Source organism: Niallia circulans (assembly GCF_007273535.1).
GTDB classification, from domain to species: Bacteria; Bacillota; Bacilli; order Bacillales; family Cytobacillaceae; genus Niallia; species Niallia circulans_B.
Genome location: NZ_RIBP01000001.1, coordinates 1385016 through 1402705, shown reverse-complemented (window position 1 = coordinate 1402705; position 17690 = coordinate 1385016). Strand labels below are relative to the sequence as shown.

The 17690-nt window shown below is 37.3% G+C and carries 19 protein-coding genes; all 19 read left to right on the top strand.

Annotated features, from left to right (window positions below; translation table 11 throughout):
• Positions 1-120: 120 nt before the first annotated feature.
• Positions 121-2043, top strand: a complete 1923-nt coding sequence (locus CEQ21_RS07775) for an asparagine synthase-related protein (RefSeq protein ID WP_185763989.1) — start codon at positions 121-123, stop codon at positions 2041-2043.
• Positions 2044-2059: 16 nt separating this feature from the next.
• Positions 2060-2194: a paeninodin family lasso peptide gene (locus tag CEQ21_RS07770; protein WP_127738430.1), complete on the top strand. Its 135-nt coding sequence runs from the start codon at positions 2060-2062 to the stop codon at positions 2192-2194.
• Positions 2195-2300: 106 nt separating this feature from the next.
• A complete protein-coding gene (locus CEQ21_RS07765) occupies positions 2301-3227 on the top strand; it encodes a phosphoenolpyruvate carboxykinase (ATP) (protein WP_185763988.1) in 927 nt (308 codons plus the stop codon).
• A complete protein-coding gene (locus CEQ21_RS07760) occupies positions 3224-3529 on the top strand; it encodes a lasso peptide biosynthesis PqqD family chaperone (RefSeq protein WP_235907200.1) in 306 nt (101 codons plus the stop codon). The genes CEQ21_RS07765 and CEQ21_RS07760 overlap by 4 nt, the downstream gene beginning before the upstream one ends.
• Positions 3530-4250: 721 nt before the next feature.
• Entirely contained in the window at positions 4251-4613 is a 363-nt protein-coding gene (locus CEQ21_RS07755; RefSeq protein WP_235907199.1) for a hypothetical protein, read from the top strand.
• 33 nt (positions 4614-4646) lie between these two features.
• On the top strand, positions 4647-6374 hold the full coding sequence (locus tag CEQ21_RS07750; protein ID WP_185763987.1) for an ABC transporter ATP-binding protein: 1728 nt from the start codon (positions 4647-4649) through the stop codon (positions 6372-6374).
• Positions 6367-8196 carry an ABC transporter ATP-binding protein gene (locus CEQ21_RS07745; protein WP_185763986.1) on the top strand — a complete coding sequence of 610 codons (1830 nt, stop codon included), beginning with the start codon at positions 6367-6369 and terminating at the stop codon, positions 8194-8196. The genes CEQ21_RS07750 and CEQ21_RS07745 overlap by 8 nt, the downstream gene beginning before the upstream one ends.
• A gap of 135 nt (positions 8197-8331) precedes the next feature.
• A complete protein-coding gene (locus CEQ21_RS07740; protein WP_185763985.1) occupies positions 8332-8760 on the top strand; it encodes a hypothetical protein in 429 nt (142 codons plus the stop codon).
• Positions 8761-9429, top strand: coding sequence for a PspA/IM30 family protein (locus CEQ21_RS07735; protein WP_185763984.1), 669 nt, complete (start codon positions 8761-8763; stop codon positions 9427-9429).
• Positions 9430-9509: 80 nt separating this feature from the next.
• Positions 9510-10202: a M50 family metallopeptidase gene (locus CEQ21_RS07730; protein ID WP_185763983.1), complete on the top strand. Its 693-nt coding sequence runs from the start codon at positions 9510-9512 to the stop codon at positions 10200-10202.
• Between the two features lie 97 nt (positions 10203-10299).
• The gene (locus CEQ21_RS07725) at positions 10300-10974 is read left to right on the top strand and encodes a response regulator transcription factor (RefSeq protein WP_185763982.1); all 675 of its coding nucleotides are present in this window, start codon (positions 10300-10302) and stop codon (positions 10972-10974) included.
• Complete coding sequence (locus CEQ21_RS07720; RefSeq protein ID WP_235907198.1) at positions 10964-12388, top strand: sensor histidine kinase; 1425 nt, start codon at positions 10964-10966, stop codon at positions 12386-12388. Before CEQ21_RS07725 ends, CEQ21_RS07720 begins: the two co-directional genes overlap by 11 nt.
• A 136-nt stretch (positions 12389-12524) precedes the next feature.
• Positions 12525-13085, top strand: a complete 561-nt coding sequence (locus CEQ21_RS07715) for a sugar O-acetyltransferase (protein WP_185763981.1) — start codon at positions 12525-12527, stop codon at positions 13083-13085.
• A 93-nt stretch (positions 13086-13178) separates the two neighbouring features.
• On the top strand, positions 13179-13787 hold the full coding sequence (locus CEQ21_RS07710) for a sugar O-acetyltransferase (RefSeq protein ID WP_185763980.1): 609 nt from the start codon (positions 13179-13181) through the stop codon (positions 13785-13787).
• A gap of 176 nt (positions 13788-13963) precedes the next feature.
• The gene (locus CEQ21_RS07705; protein WP_185763979.1) at positions 13964-14347 is read left to right on the top strand and encodes a hypothetical protein; all 384 of its coding nucleotides are present in this window, start codon (positions 13964-13966) and stop codon (positions 14345-14347) included.
• 279 nt (positions 14348-14626) lie between these two features.
• Entirely contained in the window at positions 14627-15586 is a 960-nt protein-coding gene (locus CEQ21_RS07700; protein ID WP_185763978.1) for an aldolase catalytic domain-containing protein, read from the top strand.
• 165 nt (positions 15587-15751) lie between these two features.
• Positions 15752-16129, top strand: a complete 378-nt coding sequence (locus CEQ21_RS07695) for a GntR family transcriptional regulator (protein WP_144457946.1) — start codon at positions 15752-15754, stop codon at positions 16127-16129.
• Positions 16129-16998, top strand: a complete 870-nt coding sequence (locus CEQ21_RS07690; RefSeq protein ID WP_185763977.1) for an ABC transporter ATP-binding protein — start codon at positions 16129-16131, stop codon at positions 16996-16998. The genes CEQ21_RS07695 and CEQ21_RS07690 overlap by 1 nt, the downstream gene beginning before the upstream one ends.
• Positions 16991-17599: an ABC-2 transporter permease gene (locus CEQ21_RS07685; protein ID WP_185763976.1), complete on the top strand. Its 609-nt coding sequence runs from the start codon at positions 16991-16993 to the stop codon at positions 17597-17599. Before CEQ21_RS07690 ends, CEQ21_RS07685 begins: the two co-directional genes overlap by 8 nt.
• Positions 17600-17690 lie beyond the last annotated feature (91 nt).

Below are 17690 nucleotides of genomic sequence, written 5' to 3'. Positions count from 1 at the left end.
TTGTTGAAATATGATATGTTCTTTATATAGAACAAAAAACAACTTAAAAAATATTTTTTTTATGCATTGGTTCTTAATAAAGAATTGTTAGTGCGGATACTTGGTGTTAGGAGATCAGATATGAGTGCGATCGTTGGTATTTATCATCTAAATGGCGTCCATGCTACGGACGAACAAGGTTATAAAATAATAAAGTATTTTAAAAAGTTTCCTTCTGATGTAACTCAAGTATGGAAACATAATGAAGTTCTTTTTGGCTGCATGGCTCAATGGATAACACCAGAATCTGTAGGTGAGCAGCTACCATTCTATGATCCTATTCGCCAATATGCAATTACAGCAGATGCTATTATTGATAATCGCAAGGAACTTGCTGATCTTTTGGGTTTAGATAAATTAGAAAGTAAGTCGATTACTGACAGCCGTTTAATTCTGCTTGCTTATGATAAATGGCTTGAAGATACCCCAAAATATTTAATAGGAGATTTTGCTTTCATGATATGGGATGGAAGAAGGCAAAGACTATTTGGGGCAAGAGATTTTTCAGGATCACGAACGCTCTATTATTATCGTAAAAATGGTCATTTTTCCTTCGCCACTTTACTAGAGCCATTATTAAAAAGTGGTCATGTAAGCTCAAAATTAAATGAGGAATGGCTGGCAGAATATTTGGCAGTATCAGCTGTTACTGACACGGCGGATGCTTCTATCACACCTTATCAGGATATTGCACAACTGCCCCCTTCCCATAGCATTATTGTAACAAGTAATTCTCTTAAGGTAACAAGATATATGACCCTAAAAGCTGAATCAACATTAAAACTAAGCTCTAATGAAGAATATATAGAAGCTTTTCAAGAGGTCTTTCAGGAAGCAGTCAACTCACGGTTAAGAACACATGGTCAGGTAGGTGCACAACTGAGCGGGGGATTAGACTCAGGTGCAGTAGTTAGCTTTGCTTCCAAAAGCCTAAAACAAACAAATGAAAGTTTTCATACCTTCAGCTATGTACCGCCTAAAGATTTTCATGACTTTACACCAAAACATCTTTTGGCAGATGAGACACCATATATAAAATCTACTGTTCAATATGTTGGTGGAATTAATGATTATTATTTAGATTTCCAAGGGAGCAACTCTTATACAGATATAGATGAAGTGCTCGATATTATGGAAATGCCATATAAATTTTTTGAGAATTCCTTTTGGATTAAGGGGATATTTGAAAAAGCTGAAAAGGAAAACTTGAAAGTGCTTTTAAGTGGAGAGAGAGGAAACTTATCTATTTCTTGGGGGACAGCTCTTGACTATTACACTTCTCTATTCAAAAAAGCACGATGGATAAAGCTTTATAAAGAACTTACCTTCCATTCTAAGAGAGTGGGAGGATCTAGACTAAAAAAGTTAAACATTATTAGTAAATCAGCATTATCAAAAAAAGGGGTAGCAAGTAATAATTATCCTGTCCTAATTAACCCTAATTTTGCAAATAAAACAGCAGTATATGAAAAGCTGGCAGCTAAAGGTATGGATAAAAGCGGTTGGTATGATTCTAGGGTAACCGATGAGAGAGCGAAGCATTTTGAAGATGTGTTTCAATGGAATACAACGAATTCCTTATCAACAAAATTATCATTGAAACATGGTTTATGGAAACGGGACCCTACTAATGATTTGAGAGTCATTAATTTCTGCTTATCACTACCAGAAGACCAATTTGTCCAAGATGGATTAGACAGAGCATTGATTAGGCGATCCACCAAAAGCTATTTACCAGATGATGTTCGTTTGAACCAACGGGTTAGAGGTGTACAGGGAGCAGATTGGGTTCACCGAATGGTTCCAGATTGGCAGTTATTTGTGAATGAAGTCCAAATGATGAGCCAAAACGAACAGATGATGGAGTATCTTAATCGAGAGGCCATTCTCTCTGGGTTAGAGAAGATAAAGGAAGGCCCGATGGTGGAGCAAGATACTGATTTAGATTACCGGATACTAATGAGGAGTTTAATTGTATATCGATTTCTAACTAATATTCATTGAAAGGAGGTGAAAGTTAATGAAACTAGAATGGAAAAGTCCTGAATTAGAAGTATTGGATGTAAAAATGACAATGGCAGCACCAAACCCTGGAACGCGCCTTGATGCTTCTTTCAATGCTGGTACAACGTTCCCAGAATTAACTTGGAGCTAAGAAGCCATTATTAATACTTACCTATTAGTCCCACAATCTTCTAAAATGGGGGGTTGTGGGATAATACTTACAAATTGATTTCAATGCAATAATTGAGGTGTAATTTATGAAGCTACAGAACATAATGTCATATCAAGCATTTGGTTTTAACATAGCTAGCGAAATAGACTTACCTGAATTACAGCAAGGGATCTTATCAAATGTTAAAGGGCAGATAAACATTTCTATAAACGATCTTTCAGAAATGTGGTCTGAACTTTGCGATGATAGCATTGGTCCATTTGTTGTCTCCAAGGAACATATTATGTTCCGAGTAGAGGGAGTAGCCATCTTTCTAATTAAAGCCGGTAATGCAATTGTTGTTTCACCAATGCAGACCAATAAGGAAGATGAAATTCGTCTCTATATACTAGGAACATGCATGGGAGCAATATTATTACAGAATAATATTTTACCTCTTCATGGAAGTGTATTATCTATTGATGGCAAGGCGTATGGAATTGTTGGTGAATGTGGTGCAGGAAAGTCCACCTTAGCAAGAGCATTCATAAAACAAGGGTATAAACTGCTAAGCGATGATTTAATACCAGTTACACTTAATAATAATGTTCCACACGTTATTCCTTCATACCCTTACCAAAAGCTTTGGGAGGAAAGTCTGACAGAATTTAATATGAAATCCGAAAACTATCAACCTATTGTTTATAGAGAAACAAAATATTCTGTGCCAATTGATGATCTCTTTGAACGTGAAACAATCCCGTTAGCCGGAATCTTTGTATTGAATAAACAAGGAGAAAACGTAGAATTAACGGAGCTGAATAGTATCAATGCTATCCAAGAACTATCTGAGCATACGTATCGGAATTTTCTTATTCAAAGACTAGGATTGCTGAACTGGCATTTTCAGCTATCAGCAAAAATAATTGAAAATATACACGTCTTTAAGCTGATTAGGCCAATGTCCCGTTTTACAGCAAACGAGTTAACAGCGGTTATACTTAAAGCGATTAATGGAGGGAATTCTAAGTGAGTGAATTGAAAAATGTCTTATTAGAAGAAAATAGAACAATCTGTCAGTCAGAAGGACAAATAGTTAGTGATATGAATGGTGAAAAGGTAATGCTAAGCATATCAAACGGAAAATACTATAATTTAGGCACTACTGGTGGAGCAATATGGGAACTTATTAGTACACCTATAACATTTGATGGCATTATCGTCAATTTAACTGAAAAATATGACGTAAAAAAAGAAGAATGTGAAAAAGAAGTAATAAATTTTTTAGAAGTCCTATGGAAGGAAGATCTAGTTAAGGTATCAGATATTGCCTAAACAATCCTACAAATTAAATTGACTTTTATTTGGAATCTTGGAATCTATCTTGCACATTAAGGTAAATAACTATGTGGTTGTTTACTTTAGTGTGCAACTACCAACTTAAAAAAGAATAAAATCAAGTGATCCCCTAGAATATAAATTCTAGGGGATCACTTAATATATGGATTAATTTAGGTTATTATCATCAAGTTTTGCAGGGAGACTACAAGTTATTTAATTTACCGCATCGAATACAAGTATGCCGGAAATAATGGAATTTATGTTTTCGTTTTAACATGCATAATAATTTACCTAAATACAAGTAAATCAACTCCGTTGTTAGAATATTATAAATTCAATTATACTATCATCCAAATATTGGACAATGGTTCTTATTAACGAAAAAATAATTGGATTTATTCTTTCAAAAGAACTATTATTTGAACGAAAAATAATAGTATCAAATATAATTATCCTCAAAATTACATAGATAACCGTAATAAATAATAGGTAAATATATCAAAAGTTTTCGGTTTAAGAGGTATCAGTACTTTTAAATCTCATAATGTCAAAATAGCGGTTACAAAGACCTATTTGTAACTGTTTTATTCTTGAGAAATCTCGGTGTAACATAAATTAGTTCCTCATCAGTTGGTTATTGACATAATGTATACAAACGTATACATTATATTTATAAAAAAACGTATACAAATGTATACAGATAAGAGGGATGAAAATGAAGCATGAGGACTTCAGAAAAGAAAAGCATCACAGGGGGGACCATCATAAGCGGAAGGACAGAGGGCATAAAGGTGCAAAAACATTTCGTCGTGGCAGGGCAATTGCTTTTCTTGAGATGATGAATCTTAAGCGTTCCACAATCAAACAGCAGCTGGAGGCACCTGAATTTCAAACAATTCAGCCGATCTTAGTTGGAGAATTGAAGGCTATTGATATGGTGATAAACGAGTTTATCCAGTTGTTTGAAATTCAAGAGAATGAAATGTCAGCCAATGTACAAGAAGAGATAGTAGCAGAGGAACCTTTCGAAAAGAAGGCTGAATTTCACGGTTTGGAAGATAGGGAAGGATTGGAGTAATCCAGTCCGTTTTCTTGGTAAGGGGGGAGTTAGATGAAAAATTTAATGGTTTATCTTAAGCCTTATTGGAAAATCACGTTGCTTGCACCAATGTTTATGGTGCTTGAGGTATCGATGGATTTACTTCAGCCAATCTTAATGGCGAAAATCGTTAATGAAGGAGTTATAGCGGGGGATCTGGAGACGATTAAGCGAACAGGAGGGCTAATGATACTTGTAGCCTTTATTGGCTTACTTGGCGGTGCTGGCTGTACGGTATTTTCAAGTACTGCTTCCTTAAATTTTGCGACTGATTTGCGACAGAGTGTGTTTGACAAAGTTCAAACCTTCTCTTTTCAAAATTTGGATCAATTTAAGGGCGGAAGTTTAATTACTCGACTGACTGCGGATATAGTCCAGCTGCAAATGTTTATTATGACGGTACTTCGCAGCATTCGTTCGCCACTTTTGACAATTGGAAGTGTCATCATGGCTTTTACAATCAGTTTTAAACTGGCAATCATTTTCGCAGTAACGATTCCAATATTGTTTATTGTCCTCTATTTCCTTATTCGTCACGCATTTCCTACATATACAGTTGTCCAGCAAAAGCTTGATAAGGTGAATACAGTTCTTCAGGAAAATTTAATGGGGATACGAGTAGTCAAGGCGTTTGTGCGGACAGATTTTGAAAATGACCGGTTTGGGAATGCGAATGGTGATTACACAAAATATGCGATTAAGGCAGCTCGTATTGTTTCGTTAAATATGCCTGTTTTAATGCTTATTCTTAACTTCAGCTTAGTAGGTATTTTGTGGTTTGGAGCACACGAGACATGGAACGGTGCCTTGCCAGTTGGCGATTTGATTGCATTTATCAACTATGTGACACAAGTATTGTTTGCTGTAATGATGATAGGTATGATGATGATTACTATTTCTCGTTCTAAAGTATCGGCAGACCGGATACAGGAAGTCCTTACTACAGACTCTACTCTTATTGACAATCTGCAAGCAGATCATCAGGCGGTTACAAGTGGGGAAGTTGTGTTTGATCGTGTCTCTTTCAGCTATGATGGACAAGCGGATGTACTTAAGGACATCAGTTTTCGAGCTAAACCAGGGCAAACGGTTGCGATATTAGGAGCAACAGGTTCTGGAAAATCGTCACTCGTGCAGTTAATTCCGAGACTATATGATGTAACTGCTGGTAGTGTTTCCATTGATGGGGTTGATGTCCGTGACATATTTTTAGAGCATCTACGCACATCTATTGGTGTGGTTTTACAGCAGTCCATCTTATTCAGTGGAACAATCCGTGATAATATCACTTATGGAAAACATGATGCTGCACAGGAAGAGGTAGAATTAGCAGCGAAAGCGGCTTGTGCTCATGAATTTATCATGAGTATGCCAGATGGATATGATACGATGCTTGGTCAACGGGGAATAAACTTGTCTGGTGGTCAAAAACAGCGTATTTCCATTGCAAGAGCACTATTAGTGCGGCCAAGCATCTTAATATTGGATGACAGCACAAGCGCGGTAGACTTAGGAACCGAGTCCCGCATTCAAAAGGCGCTTGGAGAATTGCTGGAGAAAAGCACTGCATTTATCATCGCTCAGCGTATATCTTCTGTGCTGGAAGCAGACAAAATTATGGTGCTTGAGGATGGCAGGATTTGTGCTGAGGGCACACACGAACAGTTAATGAAGGATAGTGAAGTATATCAGGAAATATACCGTTCCCAGCTTGGAAAGGAGGATGTAGTCTATGAGTGAAAGAAAAACCAACATTCCTCCACAACAGATGGGATTAGGAGGAGGACCAAAGCATTTCCGCGGCAACATGCCTGTACAGCGAGCAAATAACACAAAGGAAACATGCCTGCGTATATGGCGTTATATGGGTAAGCAGCGTAAAGGGTTAGTCCTTGTCGTATTCCTGACAATGGCAACAGCCATTTTAAATCTTTTAGGTCCTTACTTAATTGGTGTTTCCATCGACAAATATATAATTACTCGCAACGCGAATGGACTTATCTTGTTTTGTGCAGCCTTGCTTGGAGTTTATGTATGCAGTTCTATTACAACATGGCTTCAATCCTTTTTCATGGCAGCCGTTTCTCAACATACTGTGCAAGGGATGCGAAAGGACTTATTCGCTAGGCTTCAGATGCTCCCCTTGAGTTTTTTTGACAGACAGTCACATGGAGAATTAATGAGCAGAACTACAAATGATATGGAGAATGTCTCCAACACATTAAACCAGAGCTTTACAACGCTTATTTCAAGCATAATCACACTTGTCGGAGCATTATGCTTTATGCTAAGTCTGAATATATGGCTAACATTGTTGAGCTTTGTGACAATCCCATTTGTTATGTTCCTGACATCGAAAATTGCGAAGTTTACGAGAAAATACTTTACAAGCCAGCAACAGCACCTTGGCGAGCTGAATGGTTATATTGAAGAAACGATTTCCGGCCAGAAGGCAGTGAAGGTTTTCCACCGTGAGGAAAAGGTTAAGGCGGAATTTCAGGATATTAATGTAAAGTTGCGGGAAGCGTCTATTCGGGCACAAATTTACTCAGGATTTATTGGTCCTGTTATGAATGTCATGAAGAATGCAAGCTTTGCAATTATTGCAGCAGCAGGTGGCTGGATGGCTCTTGAGGATATGGTCACAATAGGTGTAGTCGTTAGCTTCTTATCATACTCAAGACAATTTAATGATCCAATCAACCAAGTAGCCAATCAATTTAATATGCTTCAATCTGCGGTGGCTGGAGCAGAGCGTGTGTTTGAAATAATGGATAAGGAATCAGAGTATGATGAAAAGCAAGCAGTTTATAATATGCGGGAAATAAAAGGCGAAGTGATTTTTGAGAATGTTTCATTTGGTTATCAGAAAGGTCATTCTATTTTAAAGAATATCACGTTAACAGCTAAGCCTGGTGAGACGATTGCACTTGTTGGGCCGACAGGTGCTGGGAAAACAACGATTGTTAATCTGTTAACGAGATTTTACGAGATAAGCAGCGGAAGAATTACCATTGACGGTACCGAATTACAATCTATCAGTAAGGATAGTCTCCGCCAGAGGCTTGGGATTGTTCTACAGGATGCTTATGTGTTCTCAGATACTATCAGGGAGAATATCCGTTACGGTCGTTTGGATGCGACAGACGAAGAAGTAGAATACGTAGCACAGCTTGCTAATGCTGACAGCTTCATTCGGAAGCTGCCGAAAGGCTATGATACTGTTTTGACTGCTGAGGGAGGAAACCTAAGCCAAGGACAACGGCAACTACTGACAATTGCCCGAGCAATACTTGCTGATCCTTCTGTGTTAATACTGGATGAAGCAACAAGCAGTATTGATACAAGAACGGAAATGCAAATACAGGCAGCTATGGGGCAGCTGATGAAAGGAAGAACAAGCTTTGTTATTGCCCACAGGCTAAGTACAATCAGAGAGGCAGACACGATACTTGTGCTTAATGGCGGGGACATTATCGAGCGTGGCAGCCATGATGAATTGATTGAACAAAAGGGCTTCTATTATGGTCTGTATACTAGTCAGTTTAAAAGGGTGATTTAATCGTTTGGGACAGCACAAAGATTGTGCTGTCTTTTTTTATTTTTTTAATAGAGTGAAATAGTAGTTTGCTTTCACCATCTTTTCACCAAAGGCTACTAAACTACAAATATGAAAAGAAAAGGAGGAAGGAGAACAGTGAATGCTAGATTGAAAAAAGGTATTTTCTGGGGAGCAATGGTTGCTTCTATGACGCTTGCGATTAGCTTTATCTTTAATCAGATTGGAGGTGCTTCAACTGCAATGGCTGCAGGCTTTCACGACCGAGGAGGTCCAGGGGAAGCCGTGCTGCATCACCAGGATGTAGTGGTCCATGAAAGAGTATTGGTCAGCTATCATAATGAACCATCATTTTCATGGATTTGGACACTATTCTTTATTCTCTTCCTGGTTACGGTGATTGTTCTTGCAGTCAAACTCTTCAGGAAGAAATCGCAAGCTTCATCGATGCAGCAGTTTATCGACACTTCCATTATGAATACCCCAAAGCCAACTGTTAACTATAGCAATGCAACGATATTAGATGAATGGGAAAAGAATACAGCAGAGCAAAAGGAGAGAATTTAAATGGGCATTTTTAAAAGGATAAAAACAATCGCAAAGGCAGATATCAACAGTTTATTGGACAGTATAGAAGATCCAATCGCCATGCTGAATGAGTACACCAGAGAAATGGAACAGGGCCTGAGCCAGGCGCAGGCAGCTTTATCGAGACAGATTTTTGTGGGAAACAAACAAGCAGCACTTATTGCACAAACAAAGGAGCTTATCGGAAAAAGAACGAATCAAGCAAAGCTTGCCCTTGAAAAAGGGGACGAAGGTATTGCTAAATTAGCAATTCAGGAAAAAATAAACCTTGAGCAACAGTTGCATCTGTACGAACAGCAGCAGCTTACCCTTAATGGACAAACAAATGTCCTGAAAGATAGGTTCAATGAGCTTCAGGTAACATATAATGAGCTTCAGCATAAAAAGATTTTGCTTGCTTCTCGTGTCAATGTAGCAAAATCAATCAAGCAAATCCAAAAGGTATCAATGGAATTCAATGCCGATAACATTTTAAGAGGTTTTGCAAAGCAGGAGGAGAAAATCCTCTATGTGGAAGCAGAAGTTCAGGCTGGCAGCTATACAGCTAACCATCACAGCGGCTATGCCAAGACAAGCTTTTCCTATGTGAGTGATGCTGAAATCACAACAGAATTAGAAAAGCTAAAGGCAGAAAAAGAAAACCTTTAATGATTGGTTGATAAGCGTGAGAAGCACCAGGATATATAAGAGGTGCTTCTTTTCTAATATAAAGAGAAGGAGTATAAAAAATGAAAGAGACAATCCAAAATCTGCTTCACACAGATCCTAGTGCAATTCTAAATGATGATAGAGCACTGCCGATTTTTGTTTATCTAGCATTAGCACTAGTGGTCTCTATCTTTCCATTCGTGAAGGCTTGTTTTTCCATATGGAATACATTGCTGTTAAACATTTTTGGTGATTTAGCGGCAGGCAGGAAAATACGTGCGATACGGAATAAGAAAATGCTCGAGGCTGAGGCAGAAGGGAGCACATTTAAGGAAGCCTTCTCCAGATATGTTGGCCATACAGGAGCTTTAGTAGCAGCAATCGGGTTATTTTACTTCGTTTCGAGACAACAGTACGAACTAATTCTATTCGTGTTATTTGGTCTGCTTGCTTTATCCTTGCTGTTCTGGATTCGAACGTTTATTGGGTTCTTCTGGGCAATAGCCTCACTCACCATTCTTGCCGCACCCCTTTATTATGGCGATGGCATCATTATTATGCATGTTGCGATTTTCCTCAGCTCTGTCATTCTCATTCAGTCTGTACTTCGCTCATTAAGTGAAATGAAGAGTAGTGTTTCCAATAGAAAGGTGAACAGAGGGAAAGGATTTTTCGGAAGATTTCAGTGGATTCCGGCAATGATGTTTGGTTTAGTACTGCTTAGCCAATCCCTGTATGCAGGATATTATATCGTCACATCTTTCTTAAGTTAATGTTAAGAAAGGACTGGTAATATGCAAACAGTAGTTAAGTAGTTGGAGATACAGGGACGACCTAAATAGAAACGGAAAAGAAAAGGAGGAGCTTTACATGAACATACTCTTAGCAGAAGATGATTTGCAGCTTGGTGAGTTAGTGGAATATATGCTGAAAAAGAAGGGCAGCTATAATATTGATTGGGTCATGGATGGAGAGGACGCATACGATTACGCGAAAGCCTCTCACTATGATATATTGATATTGGATTGGATGATGCCTAATGAGGACGGTGTGACCGTTTGCAGACGTCTGAGAAGCAGCGGCTACTTAGGAGCAATTCTTATGCTTACAGCCAAGGATGCAGTTGTTGACCGAATCATCGGATTAGATGCGGGAGCAGATGATTATCTTGTAAAGCCCTTTGAAATTGACGAGCTGCTTGCCCGTTTACGAGCTTTGTCCCGTCGCAATTATGCACCAATCCTCGAAGAACAGCTGTCCATTCATGAAATGCACTTAAATAGACTCAGCCAGACGATCAGTAATGGAGCAGAAGAAATCCAGCTAAGTCCGCGCGAGTTTCAGATGCTTGACTTGCTTGTGCAAAACCGCGGGCAAGTTTTGCCAAGGGAAGTAATTCTCGATCGAATTTGGGGCCTGGATGCTGATGTATCGATGAAAATAATCGATGCAACAATTAAGCTTCTCCGCAAAAAACTTGATATGATCGGTCAGCAGGGGCTTCTTCATAGCATTAGAGGGGTTGGTTATAAATTTGAAAGCTAAAATGCTATCACTTTTCTCTATATGGAATGACCGGAAAAATCAAGACGTCTTCAAAAGTACTCAATATCGGTTGACGGTGCTTTACAGCGGCTTGCTTATGCTGTTTTTGCTCCTTTTTATTGTTGTTGTGTATTTGTTATTATATTTTACTATTTTTAAGGAGCAAGAGCGTGAGCTGAAAGCGAGTGCTGTGCAGGAAGCAGCAAACATTGAGACATATTTGAGCCAGACAAACCAATCAAGCCTTGTTGAATTTCAGTACCAGAAATCCCTTGAGAAGGATGTTGACCAATTTTTCTTTTATGTTGTTAATACATCTGGTTCACTTGTTCTGGGGGATGAAACTATTTCTGACTCTCGGTCTGCCATACTAAACAAGCTTGCCGGCTGGGATCCGGCTGGAAATGAAATCCGTACTGAATCAATAAAGGTAGCTAATATAACAACAGAAAGACGGTTTAAAAGCAGAGACAGGGGAGAGGAATTTCACTCATCTCAAACTAAAGAAACTGTCAGATTACTTGTTGCCGCACAGCCTATCTATCAGCACGGTGAAGAAATTGGCATGTTATATATCGGAAAGGAAATCTCCTTTGCATACCAGCTCTTTAAGATGCTGCCATTTATTTTATTTGGAATAGCTATTCTGTTTATGGGAGTCGCTATTTATATTAGCTACTATATGTCCAAAAAAGCAATGATACCTATTTCAAAGACTTTTGTAAGACAAAAGGAATTCGTCGCAGATGCATCCCATGAACTGCGAACACCCTTAAGTGTTATGCTGTCCTCCATCAATGCAATGGAAATGACCGCGGAATTCAAGGAAGAAGACTATTCCCATAAGCTTCTCGTTAATATGAAAAATGAAGTGAAGAGAATGGCAGGTTTAGTGGGAGATTTATTAACAATAGCGCGGTCTGACTTGGAAAAGATTGAACTCGTAAATGAAACCTTTGATTTTTGTCCGATAGCAGGTAAAACAATTGATTCATTAAAGACACTAGCCAATTCAAAACAGATTAAACTGAATTTTCATGCACCAGAAGTCTTGATTGTTCGTGGAGATTCTCAAAGATTCACACAGCTTTTGTACATTTTGGTTGAAAATGCGATTAAGTACACACCGAACGGCGGAGAGGTACTGCTTGCACTTATAGCCGGTGAAAAGGAGCTTATTGTGGAAGTTAGAGATACAGGCATCGGAATCGAAGCGAAAGACCAGCAACGCATCTTTGACCGTTTTTATCGCACAGATAAATCACGAACAAGACAAATTGGCGGCCATGGCCTCGGATTATCCATTGCCAAATGGATTGTCGACAGCTATAAAGGAACCATTCGTGTATCAAGTGAATTAGGAAAAGGCAGCATATTTACAATCAGAATCCCTATGCAAAAAGGGCATGAGTAAAGCTAGGAATTGGACTTTCTTTTATAAAAAGTCCTTTTTTTATGGAAAAAAAGCGAAAAAGATTGTTGAACTAACTTGTATATACAAGTATACTAATTGTATGCGCTATCATACACAGGATAAAAGGGAGATTCATATGAAAACAGAGAAAGAAAAAATGCTGGCTGGCGAAATGTTCAATCCTGCTGACCCAGATTTATCTAAGGAACGAAGGAAAGCAAGAACGATGGTTAGTATGTTTAATAACACATTGGAAACAGAAGGTGAAAAACGGACTGCATTATTAAAAGAATTACTCGGTTCTACTGGAGAAAATGTACATATGCGTCCTAATATACGATTTGATTATGGATATAACACATATGTAGGAGAAAACTTCTTTGCCAACTATGACTGTACCATTTTAGATGTTGCTGAAGTGCGATTTGGGGACAATTGTATGCTTGGACCTGGGGTGCAAATCTATACAGTTACACATCCACTTCATCCAGCTGAACGTAATTCAGGTAAGGAATATGCAAAACCGATTACGTTTGGAAACAATGTATGGATTGGGGGCAGTGCAATAATAAATCCAGGAGTAACAGTAGGAGATAATGTTGTAATCGCATCAGGTGCAGTAGTTACTAAAGATGTACCAGAAAATGTATTGGTAGGCGGGAATCCGGCAAGAATCATTAAACATATTGAAATATAGAAAACCAAAACCATTAGTATATATTCCGGGGCAACCATTTTGCTTGGAATAACTTGTAGATGCGTGTAATGAACTAACTAGGAGATGAAAAGAATGAAAACGGAAAAACATAAAATGTTAAATCAAGAATATTACATTTGTTGGGACGAAGAGTTAACAGCAGAAAGAGAAAGAGCAAAGGATTTGGTATATGAATTTAATAGTAGGAAACCATCAGAACGCATGGAAAGAAACCAAATCATTCAGAAACTGTTTCATTCTGTTGGAGAAAACGCATGGATTGAGTCACCGTTTAATTGTGATTATGGATATAACATTACAGTTGGTGATAATTTCTATGCAAACACAAACTGTACAATCTTGGACTGCGCCAAAGTTACGATTGGCGATAATGTCCTGATTGGCCCAAATGTTAGTTTGTATACGCCAAACCATGCAATGGATGCAGTTGAGCGTAAGGCAGGATACGAGAGGTCGTTGCCTATTACAATAGGAAATAATGTTTGGATTGGTGGTTCTGTTACAATTGTTCCAGGCGTAACTATCGGTGATAATACTATTATAGGAGCAGGAAGTGTTATAACAAAGGATATCCCTGCTAATGTTATTGCCGCAGGTGTTCCATGTAGAGTCATCAGACCAATAACAGAAAAAGATACAGTTGGGCTAGTAGATAATGATAAAAATTTCACGGCTAAATGAATGTACAGGGACAATGCAAAAACAGGCATTGTCTTTTTTTTCTTCCATAGCAATATACGAAATTTATATCATTACAGTAGCAAGTGAAGCTGTTATCAGGAATAATGACGACTGGTCAAACGTATTCTATTTTGAACTTACTTAGAAATTTACTGTAAACAGGGGGGAATAAATGTATGGGAATTGTGTTCATATTATCCATTCTTGTTGCGCTTATGCTCGTGTCCATATCAGTCTTTCAAGTATTGCTCTCACTTGGTTATTCATTCGGTGAGTATGCAATGGGGGGATTTTACAAGGTTTTACCTAAAAAGTTACGCATTGTGAGCTTCATAAATGCCATTATTCTTTTATTTATGGGCTTTGTTTTTCTACTCCATGCTGGAGTATTAAATGGTTTTCATTTTTTACCTACAAACATACTAGTATGGGTTATGACCATATTCCTTGGTTTAAATACATTAACAAACTTAATTTCTAAAAGTAAAAAAGAAAGGATCGTTATGTCACCATTATCCATTATTCTTTTTTTCTGCTGTTTATATATATCTTTTTCGTAGAAGACATTTAATAAGGGTTTCTTTTTTTTTCGTTTTTCTCTAGCACTATCTAGAGGGTTGATGTATGGTTAGTTGTAAGTTAATTCCTAGTATCGAATATCCTTCAGATATTTTTTATAAATCATAGTCAATTTACATTAAGAACATTATTACGTTGTTAATTGTAGAAAGTTTATGGATTTGGATGATAAGGTTGACTCCCTTGCAATAAACATGATATAAGCATAGATAACGTATTATATTATGACCCTAAAAGAATTAGTGGAGAGAGGTAGAATTATGGAACATCATAGTAAAATTATCGACTGTACCATCCGTGATGGAGGTTTAGTTAACAATTGGGACTTCAGTGTAGAATTTGTTCAGGATTTATATAATGGTTTAAGTGAAGCTGGCGTTGAGTATATGGAGATCGGTTATAAAAATTCTGCAAAGCTTCTGAATGTGTCTGAGCCCAACCCATGGAGATTTCTTGATGATAACTTCTTGAAAGAAATTATCCCAGAGAAAAAGTTCACAAAGCTTTCTGCACTTGTTGATATTGGACGAGTAGACCCAAATGATGTCCTGCCTCGTGAGCAAAGTTCGCTGGATATGATACGAGTTGCTTGTTATATTCGTGAAGTTGATAAAGGCTTAGAGCTTGTAAAGCTGTTCCATGATTTAGGCTACGAAACATCATTAAACATTATGGCATTATCAAGTGTACCTGAGAAACAGCTTATTAAAGCATTTGAGATGGTGAAAGCAAGCCCAGTGGATGTTGTTTATATTGTGGACTCCTTTGGAAGCTTAGATCCTTCTGATATTGAGCATCAAGTTAATAAATTTAAAGCAATGCTTCCAAATAAAAAGCTGGGAATACATACTCATAACAATATGCAGCTGGCGTTTGCCAATACATTAACTGCATATCAACACGGAGTTACATTCCTTGATTCATCTGTATATGGAATGGGCCGTGCTGCAGGAAACTGTAATACAGAGCTTTTAGTTGGCTATATCCAAAAACCAAGCTATGAGCTTAAGCCAGTTCTTGGAGTTATTGAAAAGCATATGGTAGAAATGAGACAAAAGTGGGAATGGGGCTATATTATTCCTTACATGATTTCTGGTGTGCTTAATGAGCATCCACGTGTAGCAATGGCATACCGTGACAGTGAAGACAGAGATAAATTTGTAGATTTCTATGACAAGGTAACTACACCAGAGTCTTCGCTAGCACCGGCTTCAAAATAATAGGGAAATTTAACTTGTTTAAAACCAGGGACCGGAAAGCGGCTCCTGGTTTTTTTGTGCTTGCGAAAAAAAGTAAAAATTTCCAAAAAAACTATTGTATATAGTTAGTATTTTGTATATATTGTATATATAGTATATATACAATATTGTAAATGAGGTTTTTGCATGCAAATAATTATTTCAAACAAATCAAAAGAACCTATATATGAACAAATTTATGCTCAAATAAAGAAGCATATCCTTTCAGCTGAATTACCGGAAGGAAGTCCACTCCCAAGCATGCGCCAATTAGCTAAGGAGCTGGACATAAGTGTAATAACAACGAAACGTGCTTATGAAGAGCTTGAGAAAAACGGGTTCATCTATTCAGTTGTTGGGAAAGGCTCATTTGTTCAAGAGCAAAATAATGAAATGATTAAAGAAAGAAAAATGAAGGTAATTGAGGAGCAATTAATAGCAGCAATCCATAACAGTAAAGAAATTGGTGTTTCACTGACAGAATTGAAGGAGCTGCTTACATTCTTATACAAGGAGGAAATTTAGTGGAGAATGTTATTGAATTACAAAACGTCAACAAATCATTTGGTGATTTTCAGCTGAAAAACCTTACAATGACTGTGAAAAAGGGATATATTACAGGGCTTATTGGCGGAAACGGTGTAGGGAAGTCAACAACAATTAAGTTAATTATGAATTTATTGCAGCCAGATAGCGGTGATATATCTATCTTCGGGTTAAATTACAAGGGAAATGAAAAAGAAATTAAACAGCGAATTGGTTTTGTGTTCGATAGTAATGTATTTTATGAGCATCTATCACTTAAAGAGATGGTCGGAATAATAAGTCGATCTTATCATTATTGGGATGACGGTATATTTCAAGCATATGTTGAGAAGTTTGAACTGCCGTTAAAGAAAAAGCTAAAAACATTCTCTAAAGGCATGATGATGAAGACTTCCATAGCAATCGCTTTATCACATCAAGCAGAGTTAATTATTATGGATGAACCGACATCAGGATTAGATCCAATCTTTCGCAGAGAGCTGTTGGAAATCCTTCATGAAATAATGGAAGATGGGGAGAAATCAATCTTTTTTTCCACGCATATTACAACAGACTTAGACCGAATCGCAGATTATATCACATTCCTTCACGATGGCGAACATGTTTTCACTAAGAAATCTTATCAAATAGAAGAGGAGTATGCCCTTGTAAAGGGTGGGCTGGATTTATTAGATCAAGATACGAAGCAAGAATTTATTTCTATTAAAACGTCTCCTCATGGCTTTGAGGCATTAACTAGCAATAAAGGGAGAGTAGAAGAGGTTTTTGGGTCATTAGTGGTTATGGAAAAACCGACTTTAGAAGACATTATGTTTTATACAAAGAAAGGAACTGTGACAGATGTATAATCTAATTCGAAAAGATATAGTAATGCAGAAGAAAACATTGTGGATACTGTTACCAATTCAATTAGTGTATTTGTCTCTTAATATCGGATATGTTTGGATAGGGTTTGTATTTAGTATTGTAATCATTATGAATGCATTTTCCATGGATGAAAAGTCCTCCATTAATACACTGCTAAATTCACTGCCATACACCAGAAAAGAAATGGTAAGTTCTAAATATATTGGCGTATTAGTGTTTACATTAATTGTTGTTTCTGGTCTATTTATTGGAAATTTAATTCTTAACCAGGAGCTAATGGCTTGGAAAGAAATAATGCTTATCATTAGTTTAGTGATGATTGTTGCTTCTTTTATTCTTCCTTTTTCTTATCAGTTTAAAAGTCAATATTTGCTGATAGCCTCCATTGTGTTGTTTGTTATTTATATGGTAGTAATTAATATGATATTTTACAATCTGAACGAAGTTATCATAAATTTTGTAGAAAAGCTGCTATCCTTGCAAACTCTGTCTTTTTATCTGATGACTTCGGGTTCCATTCTTATTTTGTTTGCTTGTTCCTGGTTATTATCCATTCGTATCTTTAAGAATAAAGTACTCTAATAATTATTTGCTTTGTTGGGATCAAGCTGGAATGAAAATGCTCTAATTACGTTTTAAAAAAAACATAGATAGTTGAGGAAAACAGCTCAGC